The organism is Sinorhizobium prairiense, assembly GCF_029201645.2.
In the GTDB taxonomy this organism is placed as follows: Bacteria; Pseudomonadota; Alphaproteobacteria; order Rhizobiales; family Rhizobiaceae; genus Sinorhizobium; species Sinorhizobium meliloti_A.
The window spans coordinates 703,158-730,109 of the sequence record NZ_CP104131.1; the positions used below are offsets into that span (position 1 = coordinate 703,158).

The following is a 26,952-nucleotide window of genomic DNA, read 5'->3' on the forward strand; positions in this document are numbered from 1 at the left end:
ATAGCGATATGGCGAAGGTTGTTGTGATAGGCATTCCCGGCGAGCCGGGTCTGTGGCTGGCGGACCTGGGGAGCGGAACCGTGAGGCCGCTCGATCAGGTGACGGGCGACCTGGCCGCGGCGGACAAGCTCCGTGCACAAGGGGGGACGATCGTCAAGAATGTCGACCTCGCAGTGGCTGTGTCCTCCGCCGACAAGGTGTTTTCGGGCCATTTCGACGGGTAACCGGTCCCGGCATGGGGGTGGGGCCGACTTGCGCAATGAATATTCCGATCGTGTGCTGAGTCCGGAAGAGACCTTCGACCGTGTAAGGCCTCTGCTTTCCGGTTTCGGCATAACCCGCATCGCCAGGCACACGGGACTGGACAGGACCGGAATCCCGGTCTGGTGCGCCTATACGCCGAATGCGCGATCCATCGTGGTTGCACAGGGCAAAGGGCTGACGGATGCGGAGGCGAAGGTTTCCGCCGTCATGGAGGCGCTGGAGCGCGCTGTTGCCGGCGAACCCGCGGTCGAAACCATAGTGGCCACGATGCGCTCCCTGCGGGCGTCCGGGCGGACCGTGAACCCGCTTCCGGGGCTGATTGCGGCCGGGCAGGAGGAAATCGGACCGGACGAAGAACTGCTCTGGGCTCCCGGCTCCGACCTGATCTCCGGCCGCGAGGTGCTCGTACCGCTCGACGCGGCGCAGTTGGACCGTACCCGGCCTTCGCGTTTCTGGATGTCGTCGGATGGGCTCGCATCGGGAAATTCCATTCAGGAAGCGACATTGCACGGGCTGCTGGAGCGCATCGAGCGCGACGCCCATGTCCTGTGGGGCGTGTCAGGGCCGCAGAGCCGTTACCGAAAGTGCGTTGCTCCCGAGGGGTTCGGCGATGCAGCGCTGAATAGTCTCGTCGAGCGCATCAGAGCCGCCGGTCTCGATCTCCGGCTTTTCGACATTACCAGCGACATCGGTATTCCCTGCTTTCTGGCACTGCTCGGCCCCTCCGACATCACCATCAGGGACGATGGTCGTTTCGTCGATGTGACAAGCGGCTGCGGGGCGCATGTCTTTGCCGTTCGCGCGGCGATCAGAGCGGTGACCGAAGCGGCGCAGTCGCGGCTCACCTTCATGAGCGGCGCGCGGGACGACGTCTTTCCCGAAACCTTCAGCCGGCCTTTGCCGGACTCGACCCGCCGGGCCTTCCTCGCGGCGCCGTGCCTGCATGCGCCGGCGGCGCCGCGAGCCGGCGGCGATCCGGATGGGCTGCTGCGGCACACCATCGGTCATCTAGAGGATGCAGGCGTGCAATCAGTAATTGTGGTGCGCCTGTCGGATGAAGCTCTGCCGTTCGCGGTCGTCAAGATCTTCGTTCCCGATCTTGAAAACCCTGACGGCGAAAGAGCGCGCCGTTTCGGTCCGCGCGCGCTTTCCAAAGCGCTCGCATCATAAAGGAGCAGACCCGCAAAGCATTTGGCGAGGTCCACTCCGGTACTCTACCGGTGCGAGTGCAACGCTCGTGCAACGCGCGGAAAATCCGAACTCGTCTATAGTCGCCGTCAGGGAAGCGCACGGAATGGGGGTTCAAATGGATAATCATCCTTCGTCCTTGACGGATACTGAAACGGAACTTGCGAGCATCGCCAGAATGCTCAGCCACATTCGCGATAGCGCCCGCGCATTGGACGCTCAGGCCGTCGAATATTGCGTCGAGATGGCGCTGCAGGCCGTTGCCAACGAGTTGCGGGATCGCAGCGAGCTCGTCATCGCGGCGGCGGGCTTCGACGCCAGAATTCACTCGCTGCAATAGCAGCGGGCGCGGGTCGCGTCGCAAAGGGCCAAGGCGGCTTCGCCGTTCAGAGACGGTGGGGCGATCCATGGTCGGGCGGGAAAAAGCGCGCTTCGGGAAGACCCGCGGCGCGCTCTCACGTCTAACGATCCAGCTCCGGGTAAACCCTGTCGAGAAAACCGGGCCGCAGCTTCTCGCCTATCATGCAGTCTGCCGCGGCTTCGCCGGCTGCAAGGCGGAGCGCCGGCGCGGGAGTGAGGTCGCTTACTTCCAGGATAAGCTTCTGGCGGATTGCGATTGCGAAATCCTCGGGCTCATGGACGGGCAGGACGAAGGAGCCGGGGCCGCCGATGACGCATTCGGCGTAATACTGGTCGAGCGGCCCGGTCGAGACCGACGGGCGGATGAGGATCGCAAGCCCGTTGATGATGATTCCGCGCGATACGGCATCGTTGCGGGCAGGCGTGACCGGCGGCCCGGTATTGTTCGGTCCGTCACCGGAGATGTCGAGGACCCGTCGCGCACCCGAAAAGGCGTTCGAATCGATGAGGCTCGTGCCGAAAAGGATCGCGTTGGAGATCGAGGTGCCGCGCCGCGTCCCGATCGGCCGCGCCTCCAGCTTGACGGCGAAGGCTTCGGCATCGGCAGCATTTTCGATCACCTGCCAGTTTACGACGGAGGCCTCGTTTACCAGCCCTGCCCATTCGAAATAGCCGATTGCGATCCGCCCGAGGAGCCCGCCCTGGACCGCATTGATGAAATCCGGGTGTCGCAGCGCCTGCAGATAGCCGGAGCGCTGCACGCGCGCCTCCTCCATGTCCATCGAACCCGACATGTCGACAGCCAGCAATAGCTCCACGTCCACGTCGGCGGCCATGGCTGCCGACTGTATCGGGCTCCCGCTCAGAGCCAGGATCAATGCTATCGTGCCTAACATCGCATCAGCCAATCATCGTGGATCACGCGTTGGGCGTTCTGCCCCTCTATCCCGGGCACCGCGATTTGCCGTAAAACCGGCCTCGGCCTCCGGGCCGATGTAATCCGATGAATGTACCACAGGATTGGAAATCCGCGACGGCTGGCGCGACGCGGGCCTACAATATTCGGTGATCGCGGCAATGGCTGCGTCACCCGCCGCAATGTCACCAACGTCATCGAAGAATAGGCCACAATGTTTCACTCGAGCTGGAACTCGGATATCGCATGCGTCGACCGGCTGCAGCGCGCGGCGTTCGGCTACTTTCTTCGTCATTCCGATCCGGCAACCGGTCTGGTGGCCGACACCTCGCGCGAGGGTTCTCCGTCGAGCATCGCCGCCACCGGCTTCGGACTGGCAGCCTATCCGGTCGCGGTCGAGCGCGGCTGGATCGGGCGGGCGGAGGCAGCCCGGCGTGTGTTGGCCACCCTCGCATTCTTCGCGGCGAGCCGGCAGCAGAGCGACGTACGGGCAAGCGGCTATCGCGGCTTCTATTATCATTTCCTCGATATGCGGTCGGGAGAGCGTGCCTGGCGCAGCGAACTCTCCACGATCGACACCGCGTTGCTCCTTGCCGGTGCCCTGGCCGCAGCGGCCTATTTTTCCGGCTCGGGCGGGCAGGAGAGGGAGATCAGGAGCCTCACGGCGTTTCTCTATGAACGGGCCGATTGGAACTGGGCGCTCAATGGCGGCGATACCGTCACAATGGGCTGGCGGCCGCCGGGGCGCTTCCTGAAACACCGCTGGCGGGGCTACAGCGAGGCGCTGCTCCTTTATGTCCTGGCACTGGGATCGCCGACACGACCGATCATGCCGCAGAACTACGACGCCTACACCGCGGCGCATGAATGGCTCACGCTCGACGGGGTGGCGCATCTCCACGCCGGCGCGCTCTTCGTCCACCTGTTTCCGCAGGCCTGGATCGATTTTCGCGGCCTTCGCGACCGGGGGATGCGTGAAAGGGATAGCGACTATTTCGAAAACTCCCGGCGGGCCATCAGGCTGCAGCGCGCCCACGCCGAAGAAAATCCCCATGGCTTCGCGGGTTACTGCAGCCATCTATGGGGCTTCAGCGCCTGCCACGCGCCGAAAGGCTGGCTGCGGCTTCGCGGCGGGCGGCGGCAGAGATTGCTCGGCTACGAGGCACGCGGCGCACCATTCGGCGCCGATGACGGTACGCTTGTTCCATGGGCGTCGCTCGCCGGCCTGCCGTTCGAGCCGGACGCGTGTCTCGGCAGCCTTTCCCACCTGATGTCGCATTATCCCGCGCTCGTTAAGGAGGGTTGCCTTCCCGGCGGCTTCAATCCCAGCCTGCCTGGGGACGGCCCCGAGGGTTGGGTGGACGACAGAATCGTCGGGCTTGACCAGGGGCTCGTGGTCATGATGATCGAGAACTGGAGAAGCGGCCTGATTTGGGAACTGACGCGCAGCATTCCGGCATTCAGCCATGGGTTGAGCAGGGCCGGCTTTGCGGGCGGCTGGCTTTCGTCGACGCTGCCTCGAGTTCGAAACGAGGGAAGCGGCCCGAAGCGGCTTCGTTCCCGTCTGGAGTGCCGCGATGGTTGCCCTTGTTCCTGCGCTGGCTTTTGCCGCCGCTATCGGATCCGGTCTGATGGCCGGGCTCTTCTTCGTCTTCTCGGTCTGCATCATGCAGGCGCTGTCGCGGCTCCCGCCTGATCAGGGGGTCGCCGCGATGAACGCCATCAACGTGGTCATTCAGAACCCGCTGTTTCTCTCCGCCTTCATGGGTACGGCGCTGCTTGGCCTGATCCTCCTCGTCATGGCCTTCATCTGGGGCGGGCAGGGGAGTTATCTGCTGGCAGCCGGCGGTCTCGTCTACCTTGTAGGCACGCTCGCGGTGACGGTCGCGATCAATGTTCCGCTGAACGACGCGCTTGCGGCCGCCCCTGCCGGCCAGGCAGCCGCCGAGCTCTGGCAGCAGCGATACCTGACCGACTGGGTCCGCTGGAACCACGTGCGCACCTTCGCTTCGACAGGCGCGCTCGCCCTTTTCGTGCTCGGCTTCGCGCGAATTTAGAACACTCCTGGAAAAGTGACGAACGGTTCTCCGTGCGGAACCGGATCGTTTTGAAGAACCGGATCAGCGCCCGGCATAGCGTGGCTCTCGCCGCTCTCTCCAGGCGGCAAGCCCTTCCTTGAGATCATGGCTCGGAACCAATCGTGCGAATTGCTCGCTTTCGCAAAGCAGACCTTCTCCGATGGCCATGTTGAGACCACGCGTCACGGCCGTGATGATGGCGGCGGTGGCAAGAGGGGAATGGCGGATGATGCGATCGGCAAGCGCTCGGGCCGAGGCGATCAGTTGATCATGCGGCACGACGGCATTGACGAGCCCTATGTCCAGCGCGCGTTGGGGCGAGAATGCGTCCCCGGTCAGGAGCAGCTCGAGCGCACGCTTTCGCCCTGCCAGGCGAGGCAGTCTCTGCGTACCCCCGAATGTCGGCGGCATGGCAAGCTTGATTTCCGGTTTGGCGAAGCGAGCCCGCTCGCTCGCTATCGCGAGATGCACCGCTTCGGTCATTTCGCAGCCGCCACCATAGGCGAGACCGTTGACGGCAGCGATCACAGGCTTCGAAAAAGCCTCCAGGCGATGCGTCAGCTGTTGCCCCCGCCGGACAAAATCGCGGCCGGCGGCGTTCACGCCTTTGGCCACGCTGCCGGCGAATTCGTGAATGTCGCCGCCTGCGGAAAAGGCGCGATCGCCGGCGCCGGTGAGGATGACTGCCTGCACCGTCTCGTCGATTTCGACACGGTCGAGAAGGGCTAAAAGTCGATCGATCAGTTCGTAGTTGAGGGCATTCAGCTTTTCGGGCCGGTTGAGGGTAAGCAGGGCGATGCCGGCCGAAATTTCGATAAGAACCGTATCGGACATGAATTGTCTCCCATCAAGTATTGACGAGTGGAGGCTAAGTCGGCGACAAAGGAATGTATATTCACTAGTCGGTATACATAGCCCATGACGACGGCACCGAACACACGCGAACGCATCGTTTCCGCCGCTTCCAAGCTGTTCTATGCCGAAGGGATCCGCGCCGTCGGCGTGGACGCAGTCGCCGAAGCGGCCGGCGTGACGAAGCGAACGCTCTATTATCACTTCAAAAGCAAGGACGACCTGATTGCCGCCTATCTCGAGGGGCGCGATCAGCCGAACCTCAAGCACTTCCGGAAATGGTTCAGCGAAACCGAAGGCGAGGTGGCATCGAAAGTCGAGGGCATCTTCCTCAATCTTGCCCGCGTCGCCCGACAGCCGAAATGGAAGGGCTGCGGCTTCCTGCGCACCTCCGCCGAACTCGCCGGCATGCCGGGGCACCCGGCGATCCGTATCGGCGCCGCGCACAAGAAAAAATTCGAGGACTGGCTCCGGCAGGTGTTCGAGGCAGAAGGGATCGTGGAGGCGGAAGCGCTCGCGCGGCAGGTCCTGTTGCTCCTCGACGGCAGCTTCGCCGTCGTTCTGCTCCACCGTGATCCGAGCTATATGGAGACGGCGGGGACGGCCGCGGCCTCGCTCGTCAAGCTGGCGCTATCGGAGCGGACAATCGGGAGGGTCGAATGACAGTACGACGCATCGTTCCTAATCTTCAGGTGTCCGATCCGCTTCGGGCGCAGCGGTTCTATGCGGACCTGCTCGGCCTGGAGGTGGTGATGGATCACGGCTGGATCGTTACATTTGCGGCGGTTGGCCGCTCCGCCATGCCGCAGGTGAGTTTCGCCACCGAAGGCGGGTCCGGAACGCCGGTCCCGGCGCTCTCGATCGAGGTGGATGACGTGGACGAAACCTATCACCGCGCCACGGCCGCCGGTGTGGAGATCGTCTACGATATCACCGACGAAAGCTGGGGCGTGCGCCGGTTCTTTCTGCGCGATCCGTTCGGCAATATCGTCAACGTCCTTTCGCATCGGGCGAGGGCTTGACCCCGATCTTCCCCTGAAATCGAATGCCGCGGCGCTCGCGCCGGCCCACATCATCGGCCGCCGCATGGTGCGGGAGGATTTCGAGCGGCTGACCGCCGTCAACGACAACAGGCCCGACATTTCCAGCAGCAGCCTAGATCATCGTCAGCGCGTTTGCGACGTCGGCGACGAGATCGTCCGGGTGCTCGATGCCGATCGACAGGCGGATCGTGGATTCGAGCACGCCGATCCGGGCGCGGACCTCGATCGGCACGCCGGAATGCGTCATTGCCGCCGGGTGGCTCGCGAGCGATTCCGTACCGCCGAGACTGACGGCGAGCTTGAAGATCTGCAGTGCGTTGAGGAAGCGGAATGCCGCCTCCTGGCCGCCGGCGATGTCGAAGGAGAAGGTCGATCCAGCGCCGGTGCATTGCGTGGCGAATACACGGCCGACCGGCGTGTCCGCGTCGTGGAACGGCAGATAATGGATCCGCTCGACCTTGGGATGGTCACGCAGGAATTCGGCGACGATGCGGGCGTTGTCGTTTGCCTTTTCCATACGCACCGACAGGGTTTCGAGCGAGCGGCCGATCATCCAGCAGGAATGCGGATCGAGCTGTGTGCCGATCGAGCCGCGCAAGGCCTTCACCTGCCTGATCAGCGCTTTGGAGCCGAGAACGGCGCCGGCGATCAGGTCGGAATGGCCGCCGACATATTTGGTCAGGGAATAAAGGGAAAGATCCGCCCCGTGTTCGATCGGGTGTTGAAAGACAGGGCCGAGCAGGGTGTTGTCGCAGGCGACGATCGGCCGATGCGCCTGTCTTTCTCCGATTCTTTCGGCAATGCGCCGGATCAACGCGACGTCGACGAGGCTGTTGGTGGGATTGGCCGGCGTCTCTATCAGGATCGCGGAGACCCGCCCCTTGCTCATCGCTTCTTCAGCCGCGGCATTGACGGCCGCCTCGTCCGTACCATCGCCAAAGCCGACCGCGGAGACACCCAGATTGAGGAAGGTCTTGGCGAGCAGCGTTTCGGTGCCGCCGTAAAGCGGCTGGGAATGCAGGATGGAGTTCTCCCGGCCGCACGAAAGCGAGAAGCGTCGTGGCGATCGCCGACATGCCGGAGGAAAAGAGCGCGCCGGCTTCCGCTCGTTCGAAAATGGCGAGCCGGTCTTCGACGATCTCGCTGTTCGGGTGATTGAAGCGGGAATAGACGAGCCCGGCACCCACGCCAGCGGGCGGTTCGCGCCGACCGGAGACGAAGTCGAAGAAGTCGCGGCCCTCCTCGGCGGAGTGGAAGACGAAAGTCGAGGTGAGAAAGATCGGCGGCTTGACGGCACCCTCCGAGAGCTCGGGGTCGTAACCATAATTCAGCATCAACGTTTCGGGATGCAGTTTGTGGTTGCCGATATGGGTCTTGGAGGGGTGCGGCGCGGTCATGGGTTTTTCTCCTTGGCGCAGGCAGACTCTACTTCCGGCTTAAATATACCAAACGTCTGCGTCCGATCCTTGCTATTTGCGATCACTTCGTTTTGATGCCCGCATCTCTTGCCGGTGCAAAATCCTCGACAGTGCCTCTGCTGCACGTTTTTGTCCTTTGCAGCAGGCCAGCGGGAATTGACTACACGCCGGCGGAAAGCGACATTGCCGCCAGCGCGCGAAGTGGAGTCCGCCATGGAACACGTTCAGCAGACGGACCTGCAGAGACCGGTGCACCGTCACATCTCCACCTTCCTGCGTTCGTTTTCCACAAGCGGCCTCCTCGTCGGCATTCTGTTCTTTGCGGTTTCGTTGACTCCGAGTCTGATACCCAGGCCCTATCTGATTCAGGCCGTGATCTCCGGATTTTCCCTTGCAGCCGGCTACGCGATCGGCGTGTTTCTGCGCTGGCTCTGGTCCTTCTTCGAACTCCCCGAGCCCACGGTGCGGCGCGCGCGAACTTTGAAAATCGCCGCTGCGATCGTTTCGATAGCGGCCGCGGCCGTATTCCTGTGGCAGGCGGCGCATTGGCAAAACACAGTACGGCACATCATGGGTCTCGAGCCCATCGAGAGCGCCGAGCCGCTCCAGCTCGGCCTGACAGCCGTGCTCATGTTCATCGTCCTGGTCCTCCTGGCGCGGCTGTTCCGGCTGACCTTTCGCGTTCTTTCCCGATGGCTGCAATATTTCCTCACGCGGCCGATCGCCAATGCTCTCGGCGGGCTGGTGGCGCTCGCCCTGTTCTGGTCGGCTGCGAACGGCGTGATCTTCAAGTTCGCGCTTCGTGCCGCAGACAGTTCTTTCCAGCAACTCGATGCACTTATGGATCCCGAGATCGCACCGCCTGCCGATCCCGCCAGGACGGGGAGCGGCGCGTCGCTCGTGCACTGGGACGAGCTCGGGCGGCAGGGACGGCAGTTCATCGCGTCCGGCCCGACCGGCGCCGACATCGGGGCGTTCTTCGGGGCTACAGCTCCCGATCCCGTGCGTGTCTATGTCGGGCTTAATTCCGCCGAGACCGCGCGGGAGCGGGCGAAGCTGGCACTGGAGGAGCTGAAGCGCGCCGGAGGCTTCGAGCGCAAGTCGCTGATCGTCGTCGTGCCGACCGGCACCGGCTGGATCGACCCCGCGGCGCTCGATACGCTCGAATATCTGCTTCACGGCGACGTCGCGAGCGTGGCCGTGCAATATTCCTATCTCACCAGCTGGCTCTCCCTGCTGGTCGAGCCGGGCTATGGTGCCGAAGCGGCCGACGCTCTCTTCGACGCGGTCTATGGCTACTGGACGACGCTGCCCAGGGATCGTCGGCCCAAGCTCTATCTGCACGGGCTCAGCCTTGGCGCGATGAATTCGCAAGGATCGGTCGATCTCTTCGATGTCATCAGCGACCCCTTCCAGGGCGCGCTCTGGAGCGGACCGCCGTTTCCGAGCACGCTCTGGCGTTCGGTGACGGCTGACCGCGTCGCCGGCTCGACCGCCTGGCTGCCGCGCTATCGCGACAGCTCCGCCATCCGCTTCACCAGTCAGGAGAATGCGCTGGACATTCCCGGTGCGCGCTGGGGCGCGATGCGGATCGTCTATCTGCAATATGCCAGCGATCCGGTGACCTTTTTCGATCCCCATTCCTTCTACCGGGAGCCGGACTGGATGAAGCCCCCGCGGGGGCCGGACGTTTCGCCGGCGCTGAGCTGGTTTCCCGTGGTCACCGGACTGCAGCTGCTTGCCGACATGGCGCTGGCGACGACCTCGCCGATGGGCTACGGCCATGTCTACGCACCGGAACACTACATCGACGCCTGGATGGCGGTTACCGATCCGCAAGGGATTACGGCCCAGGATGTCACGCGATTGAAGGCGCAATTCAGCAAGCGGTGAGCTGCCTTCATCGCTCCGACCGCAGAGAGAGGCCGGGACGCCGCAAGCTTCCGATACGTCTAGGTCACGAACCCCGACAGCAGCCCCTCCATTGCGCCGATGATCTTGCGATGCTGATGGGCATGGCGGGTGCGGAGACTCGTTGCCGCATAGACGGTCTGCGGGATGACCGGCGCGTCGGCCACGACGGCAACGCGGTCGGCGAGCCGATCGGCAGTCGCCTGCGTCACGTAAGCTGCGCCGCCGAGCGTGCGCAACAGGTCCGTGACGGCCATGTTCTGGCCGGCGGCGAGCGAAGCTCCCGAAAGATGCGGAAGCGCCAGGCGGTGCGCCCGGTCGAAGGCCGGCGAGTAACTCGAACGGATATAGGTTTCAGGCTTCACACCGGCCATCTCGGAAGCATCGGTGCTGACCAGCACGTAATGCAGTTCGCCGATCCGTTCATAGTGAAGGTCGGGCAGGAAATGCGGTGTGTAGAGGATCGCGAGATCCAGCTCCCCGGCGGCAAGATCGCGGTTCATCTGGTTCGAATAATCCGCCTCCATATAGATCTCGGTTGTCGGCAGGTCGCGGCGGATCGCAGCGACCCAGCGGCCGGCAATGGTCTCGGCCAGGTCGTGCTGGATTCCGAGCCGCATCGAACGTTCCAGAGCGCCTGCACTCGCGACTGCACGGGTGGCCTCATGCCACTGGTTTTGCAAGGCTTTCGCATAATCGAGAAAGCGCAGTCCGGCGGCGGTCGGAAGGGTTCCGCCCTTGTTGCGGGTGAAGAGCTTGCGGTTGAACTGCGTCTCCAGGGCCTTCACCCGATGAGAAACCGTGGATTGCGTGATGTTGAGGCGCTCGGCGGTCCGGTTGAAGCTGCGCGTTTCCATCAGGTCAAGAAAGGTCTCGATCAGGTCAACCTGCATTTGTGTCGCTCCTTGCTCCTCCCGCCAATCTAATCGAATTCTTCGATCAATAAAGCTGAATCGCCGCGCTTGATGGCATCAGGCTTCCCCGTCAAAGATCGCCGTAACAGAGGGAGCCAGCATGTCCAATTTGCCGTCTCACGCACGTGTCGTGATCATTGGTGGGGGAGCCGTCGGCGCCTCCTCGCTCTACCATCTTGCCAAGGCCGGTTGGACCGACTGCGTGCTTGTTGAAAAGAACGAGCTCACGGCCGGCTCCACCTGGCATGCGGCCGGCAACGTGCCGACCTTCTCCTCATCCTGGTCGATCATGAACATGCAGCGCTATTCGGCTTCGCTCTATCGCGACCTGGGAGCGCTCGTCGATTACCCGATGAATTATCATGTGACGGGATCCATCCGCCTCGGCCATTCGAAGGAGCGGCTGCAGGAGTTCAAGCGCGTCGTCGGCATGGGCCGCTACCAGGGCATGGACCTCGATATATTGACGCCCGAGGAAATGCGCAGCCGCTATCCCTTCCTCGAAACGCATGACCTGACCGGCGCGCTTTACGATCCCTATGACGGCGACATCGATCCGGCGCAGCTGACCCAGGCGCTCGCCAAGGGCGCGCGCGACATGGGCGCGAAGATCATCCGCTTCTGTCCCGTGACCGGTGCCCGGCGCGAAAGGGATGAATGGGTGGTCGAGACGGCGCAGGGCGAAATCCGCTGCGAATACGTCGTCAACGCCGCCGGATATTATGCCCGCGAGGTCGGGAAGATGTTCGGCCGCGACGTGCCGATGATGGTGATGAGCCATCAATACGTTCTTTTCGACGAGATTCCGGAACTTGCCGCCTGGTCGAAGGAAGCCGGGCACAAGCTGCCGCTCCTTCGCGACGTCGACTCCTCCTATTATCTCCGCCAGGAGAAATATGGCATGAATCTCGGGCCATACGAGAAGAACTGCCGCGCTCACTGGGTGAGGCCCGATGACCCGATGCCGGAGGATTTTTCCTTCCAGCTCTTCCCGGACGACCTTGAAAGACTGGAATGGTATCTGAACGATGCGGTCGAGCGCGTGCCGATCCTGGGGACGGCAGGTCTTTCGCGCGTCATCAACGGACCTATTCCCTATGCGCCGGACGGCAATCCGCTGATCGGGCCGATGCCCGGCGTGCCGAACGCCTTCGAGGCCTGCGTCTTCACCTTCGGCATCTGCCAGGCGGGCGGGGCCGGCAAGGTGCTCGCCGAATGGGTGACCGAAGGCCGGACCGAATGGGACATGTGGTCCTGCGACCCGCGCCGTTACACGGACTATACCGACCAGGACTATTGCATCGCCAAGGGGATGGAGATCTACGGCCACGAATATGCGATGCATTTCCCGAAGCACTACTGGCCGGCCGGGCGCGGCAGGAAGCTCTCGCCGATCCATGATCGCGTTGCGGCGCTCGGCGCGCAGTTCAAGCCCTATAACGGCTGGGAACGCGCCATGTGGTACGCGAAACCCGGCGACGACACGTCAGAGGCTGCGACGCAGACCTGGGGAAGGGAAGGTCCCTGGGCGAAGCGGATCGAGGAGGAGTGCCTGGCCGTGCGCGATGCCGCCGGCATTCTCGACCTGCCGGGCTTTTCGCGCTTCCGGCTGAAGGGGGAGGGCGCGCGCGACTGGCTCTCCGGCCTCATCACCGGCCGCGTACCGAAGCCCGGCCGCATCGGGCTGGCCTATTTCGCCGACGACAAGGGCCGCATCCTCACCGAAATGTCCGTCATGGCGATCGAGGAGGATTTCTTCTTCCTGATCACCGCGGCGACGGCGCAGTGGCATGATTTCGAGTGGCTGCAGAAGCATCGCCCGGCGGACGCCGCCTTCACGCTGGATGACGTGACGGTGAAATTCGCCTGCCAGATCCTGACGGGGCCGAAATCGCGCGCGATCCTGGCCGAGGTCTCGGACGCCGACCTTGCGAAGGGGTGGCTGACGCATCAAACGGCGCAGATCGCCGGCCGCTATTGCCAGCTCGTGCGGGTCTCCTTCGCCGGCGAACTCGGCTGGGAGATCCACACGAAAGTGGAGGATACCGCCCCGGTCTTCGATGCCGTTTGGGAAGCCGGGCAGAAGCACGGCCTCAAGCCCTTCGGAATGGAAGCGCTCGACAGTCTGCGCATCGAGAAGGGTTACCGCGCCTGGAAGGGCGATCTCTCCACCGATTACACGGTTTTGCAGGGCGGGCTCGAACGCTTCGTCGACTGGTCGAAGCCGGATTTCAGGGGCAAGGCCGCCCTGGAGCGTGAGAAGCAGCAGGGCGTCACGAAGCGCTTCGTGACGCTGACGGTAGAGCCCGGCGATTGCGACGCGCCCTATATGTCGACGCTCTGGTCGGGCGGCGAGGTCGTCGGCGAGACCACGTCCGGAAACTGGGGCTACCGCACCGGCAAGTCGATCGCACTCGGCATGCTGCGCGCCGATCTGGCCGTTCCCGGCCAGGAGGTCGAGGTAGAGATTTTCGGCGACCGCTTCAAGGCCGTCGTCCAGCCGGACCAGCCGCTCTGGGATCCCTCGAATGAAAGACTGAAGGCATGACGAAGCCCATTCCCGCAAAAGCGCGTGTGGTCATCATCGGCGGTGGCGTTTCCGGCTGCTCGGTCGCCTATCATCTGGCGAAGCTCGGCTGGACCGATGTGGTTCTGCTCGAGCGCAAGCAGTTGACCTGTGGCACGACCTGGCATGCGGCCGGTTTGATCGGCCAGCTGCGCGCTTCGCAGAACATGACACGGCTCGCGAAATACTCGGCCGATCTTTACGTGAAGCTCGAGGCGGAAACCGGCATCGCTACCGGCATGCGCCAGAACGGCTCGATCACCGTGGCGCTGACGGAAGAGCGCAAGGAAGAGATCTACCGGCAGGCCTCGCTGGCGCGCGCCTTCAACGTCGATGTACGCGAGATCACGCCCGACGAGGTCAAGGAGCTTTACCCCCACCTCAACGTTGCCGACGTGAAGGCGGCGGTCCACCTGCCGCTCGACGGGCAGTGTGATCCGGCCAACATCGCCATGGCGCTTGCCAAGGGTGCGCGGCAGAACGGTGCGACAATCGTCGAGGGCGTGAAAGTCACCTCGGTGCTGAAGAAGGACGGCCGAATAACCGGCGTCACCTGCGAGCAGAACGGTGAGAGTTTCACGATCGAGACGGAGAATGTCGTCAACTGCGCCGGCATGTGGGGCAGGGAGCTTGCCCGGCAATCCGGCGTCACCGTGCCGCTGCACGCCTGCGAGCACTTCTATATCGTCACCGAGGCGATACCTCACCTCAGCCGCCTGCCGGTGCTGCGCGTGCCGGACGAGTGCACCTACTACAAGGAAGATGCCGGCAAGATGCTGATCGGCGCCTTCGAGCTCAAGGCGAAGCCCTGGGGCATGGAAGGCATCCGCGAGGATTTCTGTTTCGACCAACTGCCGGAGGACTTCGACCATTTCGCCCCGATCCTCGAAATGGCCGTCAACCGCATGCCGATGCTTGAGACGGCGGGCATCCATACCTTCTTCAACGGTCCGGAAAGCTTCACGCCAGACGACCGCTACTATCTCGGCGAGGCGCCGGAGCTCAAGGGCTACTGGGTGGCAGCCGGTTACAACTCGATCGGGATCGTCTCCTCGGGAGGCGCCGGCATGGCGCTGGCGCAGTGGATGAACGACGGCGAGCCGCCCTTCGATCTCTGGGAGGTCGATATCCGCCGGGCGCAGCCCTTCCAGAAGAACCGTTCCTACCTCAAGGAACGTGTCAGCGAGACGCTGGGTCTGCTTTACGCCGATCATTTCCCCTATCGCCAGATGGCGACCGCCCGCGGCGTTCGCCGCTCGCCCATCCACGAACATCTGAAGGCGCGCGGTGCCGTCTTCGGCGAAGTGGCGGGATGGGAGCGGCCAAACTGGTTCGCAAGGGACGGCCAGGAGCGCGAATACCGCTATTCGTGGAAACGGCAGAACTGGTTCGAAAACCAGCGGGAGGAGCATCTCGCCATCCGCAATGGGGTCGGCCTTTTCGACATGACCTCCTTCGGCAAGATCCGCGTCGAGGGCCGCGATGCGCTCGCCTTCCTGCAGCGGCTTTGCGCCAACGAGATGAATGTCGAGCCCGGCCGTGTGGTCTACACCCAGATGCTGAACGCCCGCGGCGGCATCGAAAGCGACCTGACCGTCACGCGGCTTTCGCAGACCACCTTCTTCCTCGTCGTGCCGGGGGCCACGCTGCAGCGCGATCTTGCCTGGCTGCGAAAACATGTGCGCGACGAGTTCGTGGTGATCACCGACGTCACCGCTGCCGAAAGCGTACTCTGCGTCATGGGGCCAAGGGCACGCGAGCTCATGCAGAGGGTGAGCCCGAATGATTTTTCCAGCGAGGCGCACCCCTTCGCCACCGCCCGCGAGATAGAGATCGGGATGGGCCTCGCCCGCGCCCACCGCGTCACCTATGTCGGCGAACTCGGATGGGAGCTCTACGTCTCCACCGACCAGGCGGCGCATGTGTTCGAGACACTGGAACTGGAGGGGGCCGATGTCGGGCTGAAGCTCTGTGGCCTTCATACGCTCGATAGCTGCCGGATCGAGAAAGCCTTCCGGCATTTCGGCCACGATATCACCGACGAGGATCATGTGCTCGAAGCGGGGCTCGGCTTTGCGGTGAAGCCCAGAAAAGGCGAGTTCATCGGCCGCGAGGCGGTGCTCACCAAGCGCGACGAGGGTCTTTCGCGCCGGCTGGTGCAGTTCCGGCTTTCAGATCCGGAGCCGTTGCTCTTCCACAACGAAGCGATCGTGCGCGACGGAGAGATCGTCGGCACGATCACGTCGGGCAATTACGGCCACCATCTCGGGGGTGCGATCGGGCTCGGCTATGTGGCCTGCCAGGGTGAAAGCGAGGCCGATGTGCTGGCTTCCGCTTACGAGATCGAAATCGCCGGAACGCGGGTCAGGGCCGAGGCTTCGCTGAAGCCGATGTACGACCCGAAGGCGGAGCGGGTGCGGGCCTGAAAAGACTGCCCCCATACGCCTGCCGGCACTTCTCCCCGTTTTGACGGGGAAAGGGAGATGCCGTGCAGCCCACCCCCGCGTGCGAAAACCGAGGGAGAGGGGCAAAGAACAGACGACGACAGCGCCATTGGGAGATGAATGATGGCTGAGGAATGCGCAGTTGCGGCTTCGAGACGGTCCGGCGGACGGGCGGCGCGCGTTGCGCTTCGTTCGTCGCCGCTCGCCGAAAACATCCGCCCCGTTCGTCCGGGCCTTTCCGGCGGACAGTACAAGCCGCTGACGGAGGCCAACGTCAGACGGATTCACGAGGCGGCGCTCGATGCGCTGGAACAGATCGGCCTTGCCAACGCGCCGCGATCCGGCGTCGAGATCATGACCGGCGCCGGGGCTATCCTCGGCGAGGATGGACGACTCCGCTTCCCGCGTGCACTGGTCGAGGACATGCTGGCCATCGCTGCGCGCGACATCACCCTTTACGCGCGCGATCCGAAACAGGACCTCGAACTCAGCGGTACGCGCGTCTATTACGGTACAGCGGGCGCGGCGGTTCACGTGGTCGACGTCGAGAAGCGCGAATACCGCGAATCGACCGCCAAGGATCTCCTGAACGCGGCGCAGCTCGTCCATCACCTGGACAATGTCCATTTCTTCCAGCGAGCCATGGTCTGCCGGGACGTTTCAGACAATTTCCTGATGGACATCAACACGCTCTACGCCTGCTGCGCCGGAACGACGAAGCATGTCGGCACGAGCTTCTCCGATCCGTCGCATGTGGAGGGTTGCTTCGACCTCATTCACATGATCGCAGGCGGCGAGGACAAGTGGCGGGCGCGGCCCTTCGTTTCGAACTCGAACTGCTTCGTCGTGCCGCCGATGAAATTCGCCGAGGAAAGCTGCATCACCATGGAGAAGTGCATCCGTGGCGGCATGCCGGTCCTGCTGCTATCCGCCGGACAGGCGGGGGCGACTGCCCCGGCGCCGCTCGCGACCGCCATCGTGCAGGCGGTTGCCGAGTGCCTTGCCGGCGTCGTCTACGTCAATGCGCTTTCGCCCGGCCATCCGGCCGTCTTCGGCACCTGGCCGTTCGTCTCCGATCTGAGGACGGGCGCCATGTCCGGCGGCTCCGGCGAACAGGCTCTGCTGACCGCAGGCTGCGCGCAGATGCACCAGTTCTATCGCCTGCCCGGCGGCGCCGCCGCCGGCATCGCGGATGCGAAGCTTCCCGACATGCAGGCCGGCTGGGAACAGGCGATCTCCAACGTGATGGCGGGGCTTTCGGGGCTCAACATGGTCTACGAGGCGGTCGGCATGCATGCATCGCTCCTCGGCTTCTGCCTGGAGTCGCTGGTGCTCGGAGACGACATGCTGGGCCAGGTGCAGCGCTGCATCCGCGGCATCGACGTAACGGAGGATTCGGTTTCGCTCGAGACCATGCGTTCGGTCTGCCTCGACGGCCCCGGCCACTATCTCGGCCATCCGCAGACACTCGGGCTGATGCAGACGGAATATATCTATCCGGCCGTCGCCGACCGCACGAGCCCGAAGGAATGGGTCGAGATCGGCCGGCCGGATCTCGTCGCCCGCGCGATCGAGAGGAAGAACCGCATCCTGGCAGACGCTGCCCCGTCGCTGATCTCGCCGGAGGCCGACCGGGCGATACGGGAGCGGTTCGGCATCTTTTGTTGACGTGTCGATTCGCCGTCAGCGTCGACCGGCACCTCTGACCTCGCTTACCCTATAGGTCCATTTCGGCGCAGTCGGCGCTTCATCCGGCCTGTAGGGGAAGGTCAGGAACGTCTCGAATGGGCGGTTCTGGCCGCCCGGCACCCGGAGCAGGATGAGAGCCGTATCCTCGCCGATACGTTTGCAGGCGTCCTGCGGGCAGTCCTCGAGCGTCACCGTGAGACGAAAATATTCGAGCGTGACGTCCGACGCATTGGCTGCGGTGCCACGGACCCGAAAGGTGCGCTCGGTTTCGTTCGGTTCGAACGCCATGTCCCGCAGGGTGATGTCGGCGACGGTCAGCCCGGCGGCGGGCCGGCTCGGGGCCGGCTCCGGGGCTTTGTCCGGAGCAGCTTCGTTCAGCCAGACGAGAAAAGCGACGCTGAGCCCCAGCGCAACCGCAATGGACAGGACCGGCTCGATCCAGCTGCGGAAGCGACCGTAACGGGCCGCGAGATACACGATCGCCAAGCCCAACGGTAACGCAATCAGCCACGCCATGAAGTTCCTCCTGCGAGAACCTTATATAGGGCGAGGCGGCGCTGGCAATCTTTGGGGTACGCCCGGCCGACACCCTTCTGCCAATCCGGGGCAGGTTCAGCCGGCGGTCATTTCTTCAAACTGATCCAGTAGGTGCCCTCGAAGGGAACTGCAGCGAAGCGCCGGTCGATTTCGGCAAGCGTCGCCGCGGGATCGACGTCGGGGAAGAGGTCGGGGCGAAGCCAGGAGGCAAAGGCTTCCGCTGCGACGATGTTCAGCGGAACGGCGTTGAAGAAATTCCAGAGGCCGTGCACCTGCCCGTTGCGGACGGCCGCGATGCTCTCCATCACCGGTTTGTCCACGGCCTGCGCCAGGGTCCGCTCCGCCTCTTCGGCCTTGACGCCGGGCCCGATCGAAAAGCCGCTATATTTCCCGCCCGGCGACGAGGTGGCGATATAGACGTCCGGGTTCTCGGCCATGACGGCTTCCGCGTTCATCATGCCGCCCGGGCGCGGCAGCGCGCCCTCGGCGATGTTGCGGCTGCCGGTGACGGCGATGAATTCGCCCAATCCGCCGACGCCGTAGGCCCAGCAGCAACGGTCTGGCGCGGGAAACGCTTCCATGAGGACTTTAGGGCCGGCCTCGGAACTCTTGGCGACGCGATCGCGGATGCGGGCAAGACGTTCCTCATAGAAGCGGGCGAACTCCTCCGCCTGTTCTTCTCTCGAAGACCCTGCCGAGGAGACGTATGTTGGCAGGCGTGTTTTTGAGAGCTTCGTTGTTGAAGTCCACGACGATGACGGGCACGCCGGTGCTCTCGAGGTATTCCATCGCACGCTGGCCCGCTTCCGTATCCGCCTGCCAGTTGGCGAGAACCGCAAGATCGGCCTTCAGCGTCAGGATCGTTTCGAAGGAAAGGCCCGGTCCGCTGCCGTCGTCGATCAGCGGCACGTCTGCGAGTTTCGGAAACTTGCGAACGAAGCTCTCATAGATTTCCGGATTGTCGCCTTTCATGTCGCCGGACCAGCCGGCGAGCAGACTTACCGGGTCCGGATGGATGAGCGAGAGGGCGACGAGATTGAAGCCGCTGCCGAGAAGCACCGCCTTGGGGGGCGCGGGGATCGTTACCTGTCTTCCGACTGCGTCTGTGACCGTGATCGGCCATTGTGCCTGCGCCAGCGCGGCGAACGGGAAGAAGAGGATCGACAGGAGGGCAATGGCCTGAAGGAAGGGGCGGCGGCGTGGGAATGGACGAGACAAGCTATTGTTTCCTTTGGCTTGGAAGGGCGCAGAGGCTGCCGCAGCTCGGAATGCCGGGGAGGAGATATCTCAGACAGCAGATCTTGCGCCGACAGACGCGCGTCCCGTCCTCTTCCTCCTGACGCAGACAGTCGAAGAAAGGATTGGGAGCGCCGTTGGGCATCAGACGGCAGCCGACCATGGCATCGGCCTGGTCGCTCATGGGGTCGGTCCCCGCGGTTCGAAGCGCATAATCGATGTAAACGGCGGCATTGTTCCAGGCGAGCCTCGGCGATATGCCGCCGGCTGCCTTGAGATGCGGGACCACCTTGGCAAGATGCTCGTCCATGAGCGAGCCGATCAAGGCGAAGATGTCACGCCCGTCATCGTCGCGCCACTGACCTGCCGTCGCGACCCCGAAGGCGCGGGGCAGCCCGTCGTCCGAGAGCGCCACCGTCATTTGGTCGAAATCCGCCGGCAGCGCCTGGTGGTCCAGCACCCGGGCGATGACATAGGGGATGGTCAGGGCCGAGAAATAGTAGAGCGACCACATGGAGGCGACGGCGCGGCGGTCGGTGCCGCCGGAGGCCTCGGCATAGTGCGAGAGCGTCCGGTCGAAGGCGCCGGAAGCGAAAAATTCCGGCAGCGAAATGCCGTCGGAAAGATTAGCCGACAGCATCATTTTCTCGTTGCACCAGGCATGCGGGCCGGCAAAGGCCGCCGACAGACCTTTCGGCTCGTCGATTACCGCCACGCTTCCATGCCCGGCTGTTGTCATGAGCTCACCAGTTGTAACGCAGCGAGCCGATGACCATGCGGCCCTGATCGCGATGGCAGTAGCCGGCAGTGCACACGGCCTCGCGGCGGTCGAAGAGATTGGTGGCATTCACCTGCAGATGCAGACCGTCATATTTCTGGTCGATCGCTGCGAAGTCGTAGCCGACAGAAGCATCGAAGAGAACGCGCGAACTATTCTTGAAGGTGTTTTCGTCATTACCGTAACTCGATCCCACGAAACGCGCGCCTCCACCCAGGTTGAACCCGTAAAACGGGCCATCTTCCGGCAATGTATAATGGGCCCAGATCGACGCCATATGCTGTGGTGCGGAAGATACATAGTTGCCGATCGTGCCTTCGGGGCCCTGAATGATCTTGACATCGGTATAGGCGTAAGAAGCGATAAGCGAAAGGCCGTTGTCAAGGCTGGTGTTCGCTTCGATTTCGAAACCGCGCGAACGCAGTTTGCCGCGCTGGACCTGTATGTTGGTGACGCCGTCGGCCTCGAAATAAAGGCCATTCTTCTGATCGATGTTGAAGAGAGCGGCGGTGATCAGCGTATTGCTGTTCGGCAGGAGGTACTTGACGCCGACTTCCTGTTGTTCGCTCTCGGTCGGTTTGAACGGCTGGTGCGTTTCCTGGTTGGTGCCGGCATTGGGTGTGAAGGCCGTCGAGTAGCTTATATAGGGCGCCAGTCCGAAGTCGGTCTGGTAGGTGAGCCCTATGCGGCCGGAGAACTCCTTGTCCTTCTGCGAAACCGACGTCAGCGAATCGCTGGCAAGGTCGGTGGTGTCCGTATCGGTAGATACCCAGTCGTAGCGCCCGCCCACCGTCAACGTCCAGGCGTCGTAGCGGATCTGGTCTTGCAGATATGTGCCGAGCTGCCACTGGTCCTGGACCGTACGCGTGTTGAAGTCGATCGCGTCGACCGGACGCCCTGCGTCGGATTGTCGGTATCGAGCGGCGGCGACACGCCGCGTCCGTCGAGCGCACGGAAACGCAGTTTCGTATAGTCGACCCCCGCAAGCAGCGTATGCTCCAGAGCGCCGGTGTCGACTTTGGCTTCGAGCTGGTTGTCGATGACGAAGGCGGTCAGCCGCTCGTCATACGTGCCGGCGGCGCTGTCGAGCAAAGTCGGGTCGTCAGCGTTCGGGGCGTAGGCGAAGTCCCAGTCGGCGTCGATGTTCAGCGTCGATACACGCGCGTTCTGGCGGAAGACGAAGGTGTCGTTGAGCCGGTGCTCGAATTCGTAGCCGATGCGTCCCTGCTTCTGTATCGAATCGTTGAAGTCGGGGTTGCCGGCAAATATGTCGGTCACTTCGCCGGTCAGCGGGTCGTTGTAATAGGTCGCGGTGCCTCCGGTCTTGGTGCGCGAATACTCGCCGAGAACCGTCAGCTTCGTGTCTTCGTCCGGCTTCCAGGTGAAAGCCGGTGCGATATAGGCGCGGTCGTCCGCAAGGCCGACCTGCTCGGTGTCGGCATCGCGCAGCAGGCCGGTCAGGCGATAATAGACCGGGTCGGTCTCGTTCACCGGGCCCGAGAAGTCGAACTGGCCCTGATAGCGGTCGTGACTGCCGTATTGGACCTGCACCTCTCTCAGCGCATCTTCCGTCGGCCGCTTGGTGATGAGGTTGTAAAGACCGCCGGCGCCCGTTGCACCGTAGAGGGCCGATGAGGGTCCGCGCAGGATCGAAACGCCTTCGAGCCCGTAGGGTTCGTTCTTGAAGACCGAGTCGACAGCCGCCGGCTGGCGGAGATTGTCGCGGAAGATGCCGGTAAAGGTTACGTCGAAACCGCGGACGAAGAATGCGTCGAAGCGAGGATCGAAACCATAGGCGCCGACGCGCGTGCCCGGCGTATAGGCGAGCGTCTCCAGCAGCGTCTGCGGGTTGCGGTCCTTCAATTGCTGTTCGGTCACCGTGGAAATCGATTGCGGAGTCTCGAGGAACGGCGTGTCGACTTTGGCGCCCGTGGCGCTGCTGATGCCGACATAGCCTTCGGCCGTGATCACGCCGCCACTGCCGTTGACCACCAGCGTTTCGAGCTCGGTCGAATCGCCGCCGGAAGCGGTTTCCTGCCCTGCTTGCTGCGCCTGGGCCGTGGCGACAAGGGCGAGGGCGGACGTTCCGGCGAGAGCAGCGCGAATGAGGGGCAGGAGGAAGGCGGATTTCGAGGGCATGCAACGCAACCTTACAGAGATGTATGTTATGTTCTATAAGGTGACCTATTCACTCATGATTGTTGCGGGCGCAAGCTCTTTTCATGACTTTTTCAGTCATGTTCCGGAAGTATGTGTGAAAAGTGCAACATCGGCGAATGCGCGGGCAGGGGAGCAGCCGGCCCGTGAGGGTTTGGATGGGCAAGTGGAGTGCGACGCGGCATGCCCCCAGAGCATTTCAATGTTTCATGGAAACCTTGAAATGCTCTAACCGATTGATCCAACGCACTTCCGGACGGAGAACCGTTACACTTTCCTGGAAGCGCTCTCACCTCTCTCGAGGAAGCGAGGGACCGCGGCGAGGCTGCCGCGGGCCGCCTCGCCGGACCGGCGGCAGAAGGTCGCCGGCAGGCGGATGAGGGGCGCGTAAAATTCAGCCGTGATTGATCATGATGTGACGGACGGCGGTGTAGTCCTCCAGCGCATAGACCGACATGTCCTTGCCATAGCCCGACTGCTTGATGCCGCCATGCGGCATTTCGTTGGTCAGCATGAAATGGGTGTTGATCCAGGTGCAGCCATATTGCAGGCGGGATGCCGCTCGCATCGCCTTGCTGATGTCCTTCGTCCAGACCGAGGAGGCGAGGCCATAATCGCTGTCGTTCGCCCAGGCCACGGCATCGTCCTTTCCGGTGAAGCGCGTGACGGAGACGACCGGGCCGAAGACTTCGCGGCGGACGATCTCGTCCTCCTGAGTGGCGCCCGCGACGACCGTCGGTTGGAAGAAGAAGCCTTGCTCGCTGCCCGTGCCACCGCCGGTGGTGATCTCGATGTGCTTCTGATCGGCGGCCCTTTCGACGAAGCTTGCCACGCGGTCGCGCTGGCGCCTGGAGATCAGCGGACCGATCTCGTTTTCCGTGTCGTCGTCGAGATTGTAGCGGATGGTCGAGACGGCCGATGTGAGGTCGGCGACGAGTTTCTCGTAGATTCCGGCTTCGGCATAGATGCGGCAGGCGGCGGTGCAGTCCTGTCCGGCATTGTAGTAACCGAAGGTGCGGATGCCGTTGACCACCGCCTCGAGGTCGGCGTCGTCATAGACGATGACCGGCGCCTTGCCGCCGAGCTCGAGATGGGTGCGCTTCACCGTCTTGGCGGCGGCCGCGAGCACCTTCTTGCCGGTGGCGATGTCGCCGGTGATCGATACCATGCCGATCTTCGGATGGTTGATCAGCGCATTGCCGACGGTTTCGCCGCGGCCGGTGATGACGTTGACGACGCCTTCGGGGAGAATGTCGGCGAGGAGCCGCGCGAGCTTCAGCGCCGTCAGCGGCGTCTGCTCGGATGGCTTGAAGACGACGGTGTTGCCGCCGCCGATTGCCGGCGCCAGCTTCCAGGCCATCATCATCAGGGGATAGTTCCACGGCGCGATCGAGCCGACGACCCCGATCGGGTCGCGGCGGATCATCGACGTATGGCCCGGCAGATACTCGCCCGCCGTCGGCGCATGCAGATTGCGCACCGCGCCGGCGAAGAAGCGCCAGCAGTCGATGATCGCGGGCAACTCGTCGTTCTTCACCGCATTGATCGGCTTGCCGCAGTTCAGCGCCTCCAGCGCGGCGAATTCGTCGGCTTCTTTCTCGATGGCATCGGCGACCTTCAAGAGGGCGTTGGAGCGTTCGGCCGGCGTCGTCTGCGACCAGCCGACGAAGGCGCGCTCGGCAGCGTCGACGGCGGCGTCGATCTGCGCGTGGGAGGCCTCGGCGAGGTCGATGATCCCGGCGCCCGTCCTCGGATTGAGAATGTGTTCCTCGGCCTCGGTTCCGGCTTCGAAGCGCGATCCGATCAAGAGCTGGGTGTCCATGTCTGTTCTCCCTTCAAGTGCGAAATGTCATTTGCCGGCGCCGGCGATCTGGTCGCCGTCGCGGGTCAGGTAATACGCGCCGAGGATCGGCAGGAAGGTGGCCATCACGACGACCATGGCGACGACGTTGGTCACCGGGCGCTGACGCGGGCGGATCAGCTCTTCCAGCATCCAGATCGGCAGGGTCGATTGCTGCCCGGCCGTGAAGGTCGTCACGATCACCTCGTCGAAGGAAAGCGCGAAGGCGAGCATGCCCCCGGCGAGCAGGGCCGTGCCGATGTTCGGCAGGATCACGTAGCGGAAGGTCTGGAAACCGTCGGCGCCGAGATCCATGGAAGCCTCGATCAGCGAGCCGGAAATCCGGCGGAAACGGGCGACCGCATTGTTGTAGACGACGACGATGCAGAAGGTCGCGTGGCCGAGCACGATGGTCCAGAAGGAGAAGGGGATGTCGGCCATGGAGAAGGCCGAACGCAGCGCAATGCCGGTGATGATGCCGGGAAGCGCGATCGGCAGGATAACGAGGAGCGAGATCGTCTCCCGGCCGAAGAAGCGGGTCTGGCTGACGGCCGCGGCGCACAGGGTGCCGAGGACGAGGGCGACCGCCGTCGCGATCGAGGCGACCTTGACGGAGAGCGTCAGCGCCGCCCAGACATCCGGCCGGTTCCAGGCGACGGCGAACCATTGCGTGGTGAGCCCCGGCGGCGGAAATTGGTAGCTCTTTTCCTCGGTGGTGAAAGCATAGAGAAAAATCAGCAGGATCGGCAGATGCAGGAAAGCGAGGCCGGCGGCGGCCGCGATCTTCAGACCCAATGGAGCGGAGTTCGCCTTCTCAGAGCGCATCGAAGGCCCCCATGCGTTTGGCCATCCAGAGATAGGCGCCCATGATGACGATCGGCACGACCGTGAAGGCGGCCGCGAGCGGGATGTTTCCGGCGGTGCCCTGCTGCGCGTAGACGGCCTGACCGATGAAGAGCCGCGACGAGCCGACGATCTGCGGAATGATGTAGTCGCCGAGGGTCAGCGAGAAGGTGAAGATCGATCCGGCGACGATGCCCGGCAGCGCCAGCGGAAAGAGCACATGGCGGAAGGTCTGGGCGGGCGTTCCGCCGAGATCCGAGGAGGCTTCGACCAGATTGGCCGGCACGCGCTCGAGCGCCGCCTGGATAGGCAGGATCATGAACGGCATCCAGACATAGACGAAGACGATGAAGGTGCCCGTATAGCTGACGGACAGCGAGTTGCCGCCGACGACCGGAAGAGATAACCAGGCATCGATCAGCCAGAGAAGGTTCAGCTTTGCGAAGAACCAGGTCAGGATGCCTTCCTTGGCGAGGATCAGCTTCCAGGCATAGATCTTGACGAGATAGCTCGACCAGAGCGGCAGCATGACGGCGAGATAGAAGAGCGCCTTCCATTTCCCGCGCGCGTAGCGGGCGGCGTAATAAGCGATCGGAAAGGCAATGAGCGCCGAGACGAGCGTCACCAGAGCGGCCATCGAGACGGTGCGGATGATGATGTCGAGATTGGCTTCGCTCAGGAGCTGCCGATAGGTCGCAAGCGTGAACTCGTAATTTATGAGCCCGGAGAAGTCGTCGATAGAGAAGAAGCTCTGCAGCAGCAGCGCGAAGAGCGAACCGAGATAGACGATCCCGAGCCAGAGAAGCGGCGGTGCGAGAAAGATCGCCAGCAGCACATGCGGGTGCCGCCAGAAAAAATCCGAAAGGCGGCCGGCCGGGCTGCGGCGCTGCGGAAGAACGATGCTTTCGGCGACGATCGTCATGCGTCCTCCATCGGGTGGAGGTCGTGCGCGGCGAAGCTGATCGTGACCGGACTGCCGACCGCGGGAACGCGACGCGCCGCCGGGCTCGCCACGGCGATGCGGGCACCTTCGACGTCGATCACGATGCGGTTGGTGGCGCCGAGGAAGCTCTGCGAAGCGACGGTGCCGGAAAGGCTCAGCGCTCCGTCGCTCGGCGGCGCGATGGCAACGGCCTCCGGGCGGAGGCTCGCGAAGGAAGCCTTCAGTCCCAATCTGCGGCAGAGGTCCTCCGAAAGCACGTTGGAGGAGCCGACGAAATCGGCCACGAAACGGGTCTGCGGGCGGTTGTAGACTTCTTCCGGGCTTCCGAGCTGCTGAATACGCCCCTCGTTGAAGACGGCGATCCGGTCGGCCATCGACAGGGCTTCGCCCTGATCATGGGTGACGAAGACGAAGGTGATGCCGAGGGACTTCTGCAGCGTCTTCAATTCCTCCTGCATCTGTTCGCGAAGCTTCAGATCGAGCGCGCCCAACGGCTCGTCGAGAAGCAGAACCTTGGGCTTGTTGACGAGCGCGCGGGCGAGCGCCACGCGCTGGCGCTGGCCGCCGGAAAGCTGTCCGGGCCGGCGCGTGCCGTAGCCCGGAAGCTTCACCATGGCGAGCGCATCCTCGGCCGCCCTGCGGCGCTCCTCGCGTCCGACGCCCTTGACCATCAGGCCATAGGCGACGTTGTCGAGAATGGAGAGATGCGGGAAGAGGGCGTAGTCCTGGAAGACAGTATTGACGCTGCGCCGGTACGGCGGCACGCCTTCGGCAGTCTCGCCGAAGATCTCGATATGGCCTCCGGTCGGCTGCTCGAAGCCTGCCATCAGCCTCAGGCAGGTGGTCTTGCCCGAGCCCGACGGACCGAGCATCGCGAAGAACTCGCCCTCGGCGATCGCAAGGTTCACGCGATCGACGGCACGGACGGCGCCGAAATAGCGGGAAACATTGTCGAAGAGGACGGCGGTCATAGGA

General features: G+C 63.5%; 19 protein-coding genes and 4 pseudogenes. 11 read left to right on the plus strand and 12 right to left on the minus strand.

All coding sequences use genetic code 11. The features are described from left to right. The first annotated feature begins 8 nt into the window (after nt 1-8). The 3 genes from N0Q91_RS06045 (at nt 9) to N0Q91_RS06055 (ending at nt 1,792) form a co-directional block, all read left to right on the plus strand. Nucleotides 9-224, plus strand: coding sequence for a hypothetical protein (locus N0Q91_RS06045; protein WP_100671978.1), 216 nt, complete (start codon nt 9-11; stop codon nt 222-224). A gap of 28 nt (nt 225-252) precedes the next feature. Next, the gene (locus tag N0Q91_RS06050; RefSeq protein WP_275597592.1) at nt 253-1,434 is read left to right on the plus strand and encodes a YcaO-like family protein; all 1,182 of its coding nucleotides are present in this window, start codon (nt 253-255) and stop codon (nt 1,432-1,434) included. A gap of 124 nt (nt 1,435-1,558) precedes the next feature. Next, entirely contained in the window at nt 1,559-1,792 is a 234-nt protein-coding gene (locus N0Q91_RS06055; RefSeq protein WP_275597593.1) for a hypothetical protein, read from the plus strand. Nucleotides 1,793-1,913: 121 nt separating this feature from the next. On the opposite strand, the gene N0Q91_RS06060 is transcribed toward N0Q91_RS06055, so the two are convergent. Further along, the gene (locus tag N0Q91_RS06060) at nt 1,914-2,708 is read right to left on the minus strand and encodes a DUF1194 domain-containing protein (protein WP_100671784.1); all 795 of its coding nucleotides are present in this window, start codon (nt 2,706-2,708) and stop codon (nt 1,914-1,916) included. Nucleotides 2,709-2,942: 234 nt separating this feature from the next. On the opposite strand from N0Q91_RS06060, the pseudogene N0Q91_RS06065 reads away from it, so the two are divergent. Next, nucleotides 2,943-4,253: pseudogene (locus N0Q91_RS06065) on the plus strand (glucoamylase family protein); the annotation flags it as partial. A 52-nt stretch (nt 4,254-4,305) separates the two neighbouring features. Then, on the plus strand, nt 4,306-4,785 hold the full coding sequence (locus tag N0Q91_RS06070) for an anthrone oxygenase family protein (protein ID WP_100671782.1): 480 nt from the start codon (nt 4,306-4,308) through the stop codon (nt 4,783-4,785). A 63-nt stretch (nt 4,786-4,848) separates the two neighbouring features. Here N0Q91_RS06070 and N0Q91_RS06075 read toward each other — a convergent pair whose 3' ends face one another. Further along, nucleotides 4,849-5,640, minus strand: coding sequence for a crotonase/enoyl-CoA hydratase family protein (locus N0Q91_RS06075; protein ID WP_275597594.1), 792 nt, complete (start codon nt 5,638-5,640; stop codon nt 4,849-4,851). An 84-nt stretch (nt 5,641-5,724) separates the two neighbouring features. Between N0Q91_RS06075 and N0Q91_RS06080 the strand changes: the two genes are divergently transcribed. Both N0Q91_RS06080 and N0Q91_RS06085 read left to right on the plus strand, forming a co-directional pair. Next, complete coding sequence (locus N0Q91_RS06080) at nt 5,725-6,321, plus strand: TetR/AcrR family transcriptional regulator (protein ID WP_275597595.1); 597 nt, start codon at nt 5,725-5,727, stop codon at nt 6,319-6,321. After that, nucleotides 6,318-6,680, plus strand: coding sequence for a glyoxalase superfamily protein (locus N0Q91_RS06085; protein ID WP_275597596.1), 363 nt, complete (start codon nt 6,318-6,320; stop codon nt 6,678-6,680). The genes N0Q91_RS06080 and N0Q91_RS06085 overlap by 4 nt, the downstream gene beginning before the upstream one ends. Before the next feature lie 133 nt (nt 6,681-6,813). Here N0Q91_RS06085 and N0Q91_RS06090 read toward each other — a convergent pair. Continuing rightward, a pseudogene (locus N0Q91_RS06090) lies at nt 6,814-8,098 on the minus strand (cystathionine gamma-synthase family protein). Between the two features lie 234 nt (nt 8,099-8,332). Here N0Q91_RS06090 and N0Q91_RS06095 point away from each other — a divergent pair. Continuing rightward, the gene (locus N0Q91_RS06095; protein WP_275597597.1) at nt 8,333-10,012 is read left to right on the plus strand and encodes an alpha/beta hydrolase; all 1,680 of its coding nucleotides are present in this window, start codon (nt 8,333-8,335) and stop codon (nt 10,010-10,012) included. 59 nt (nt 10,013-10,071) lie between these two features. Here N0Q91_RS06095 and N0Q91_RS06100 read toward each other — a convergent pair whose 3' ends face one another. Further along, nucleotides 10,072-10,923 (minus strand): LysR family transcriptional regulator, encoded by an 852-nt coding sequence (locus N0Q91_RS06100; RefSeq protein ID WP_100671776.1) that lies wholly within the window; start codon nt 10,921-10,923, stop codon nt 10,072-10,074. Nucleotides 10,924-11,044: 121 nt separating this feature from the next. Between N0Q91_RS06100 and N0Q91_RS06105 the strand changes: the two genes are divergently transcribed. The 3 genes from N0Q91_RS06105 (at nt 11,045) to N0Q91_RS06115 (ending at nt 17,622) form a co-directional block, all read left to right on the plus strand. Next, a complete protein-coding gene (locus tag N0Q91_RS06105; protein ID WP_275597598.1) occupies nt 11,045-13,492 on the plus strand; it encodes a GcvT family protein in 2,448 nt (815 codons plus the stop codon). Next, nucleotides 13,489-15,936, plus strand: a complete 2,448-nt coding sequence (locus N0Q91_RS06110; RefSeq protein WP_275597599.1) for a GcvT family protein — start codon at nt 13,489-13,491, stop codon at nt 15,934-15,936. The genes N0Q91_RS06105 and N0Q91_RS06110 overlap by 4 nt, the downstream gene beginning before the upstream one ends. A gap of 141 nt (nt 15,937-16,077) precedes the next feature. Beyond that, on the plus strand, nt 16,078-17,622 hold the full coding sequence (locus N0Q91_RS06115; RefSeq protein ID WP_275597600.1) for a trimethylamine methyltransferase family protein: 1,545 nt from the start codon (nt 16,078-16,080) through the stop codon (nt 17,620-17,622). A gap of 15 nt (nt 17,623-17,637) precedes the next feature. On the opposite strand, the gene N0Q91_RS06120 is transcribed toward N0Q91_RS06115, so the two are convergent. From N0Q91_RS06120 to N0Q91_RS06155, 8 genes and pseudogenes are all read right to left on the minus strand, one after another. Next, a complete protein-coding gene (locus N0Q91_RS06120; protein WP_275597601.1) occupies nt 17,638-18,159 on the minus strand; it encodes a hypothetical protein in 522 nt (173 codons plus the stop codon). A gap of 107 nt (nt 18,160-18,266) precedes the next feature. After that, nucleotides 18,267-19,398, minus strand: a pseudogene (locus N0Q91_RS06125) (ABC transporter substrate-binding protein). A gap of 1 nt (nt 19,399) precedes the next feature. After that, the gene (gene fhuF, locus N0Q91_RS06130; RefSeq protein WP_275598094.1) at nt 19,400-20,131 is read right to left on the minus strand and encodes a siderophore-iron reductase FhuF; all 732 of its coding nucleotides are present in this window, start codon (nt 20,129-20,131) and stop codon (nt 19,400-19,402) included. A gap of 28 nt (nt 20,132-20,159) precedes the next feature. Continuing rightward, nucleotides 20,160-22,333: pseudogene (locus N0Q91_RS06135) on the minus strand (TonB-dependent siderophore receptor). Between the two features lie 412 nt (nt 22,334-22,745). Further along, nucleotides 22,746-24,173: a gamma-aminobutyraldehyde dehydrogenase gene (locus N0Q91_RS06140; protein ID WP_275597602.1), complete on the minus strand. Its 1,428-nt coding sequence runs from the start codon at nt 24,171-24,173 to the stop codon at nt 22,746-22,748. 27 nt (nt 24,174-24,200) lie between these two features. Continuing rightward, nucleotides 24,201-25,016 carry an ABC transporter permease gene (locus N0Q91_RS06145; RefSeq protein ID WP_018095553.1) on the minus strand — a complete coding sequence of 272 codons (816 nt, stop codon included), beginning with the start codon at nt 25,014-25,016 and terminating at the stop codon, nt 24,201-24,203. Further along, complete coding sequence (locus N0Q91_RS06150; protein WP_018095552.1) at nt 25,006-25,956, minus strand: ABC transporter permease; 951 nt, start codon at nt 25,954-25,956, stop codon at nt 25,006-25,008. Before N0Q91_RS06150 ends, N0Q91_RS06145 begins: the two co-directional genes overlap by 11 nt. Next, nucleotides 25,953-26,948, minus strand: coding sequence for an ABC transporter ATP-binding protein (locus N0Q91_RS06155; RefSeq protein WP_275597603.1), 996 nt, complete (start codon nt 26,946-26,948; stop codon nt 25,953-25,955). The genes N0Q91_RS06150 and N0Q91_RS06155 overlap by 4 nt, the downstream gene beginning before the upstream one ends. Between the last annotated feature and the right edge of the window lie 4 nt (nt 26,949-26,952).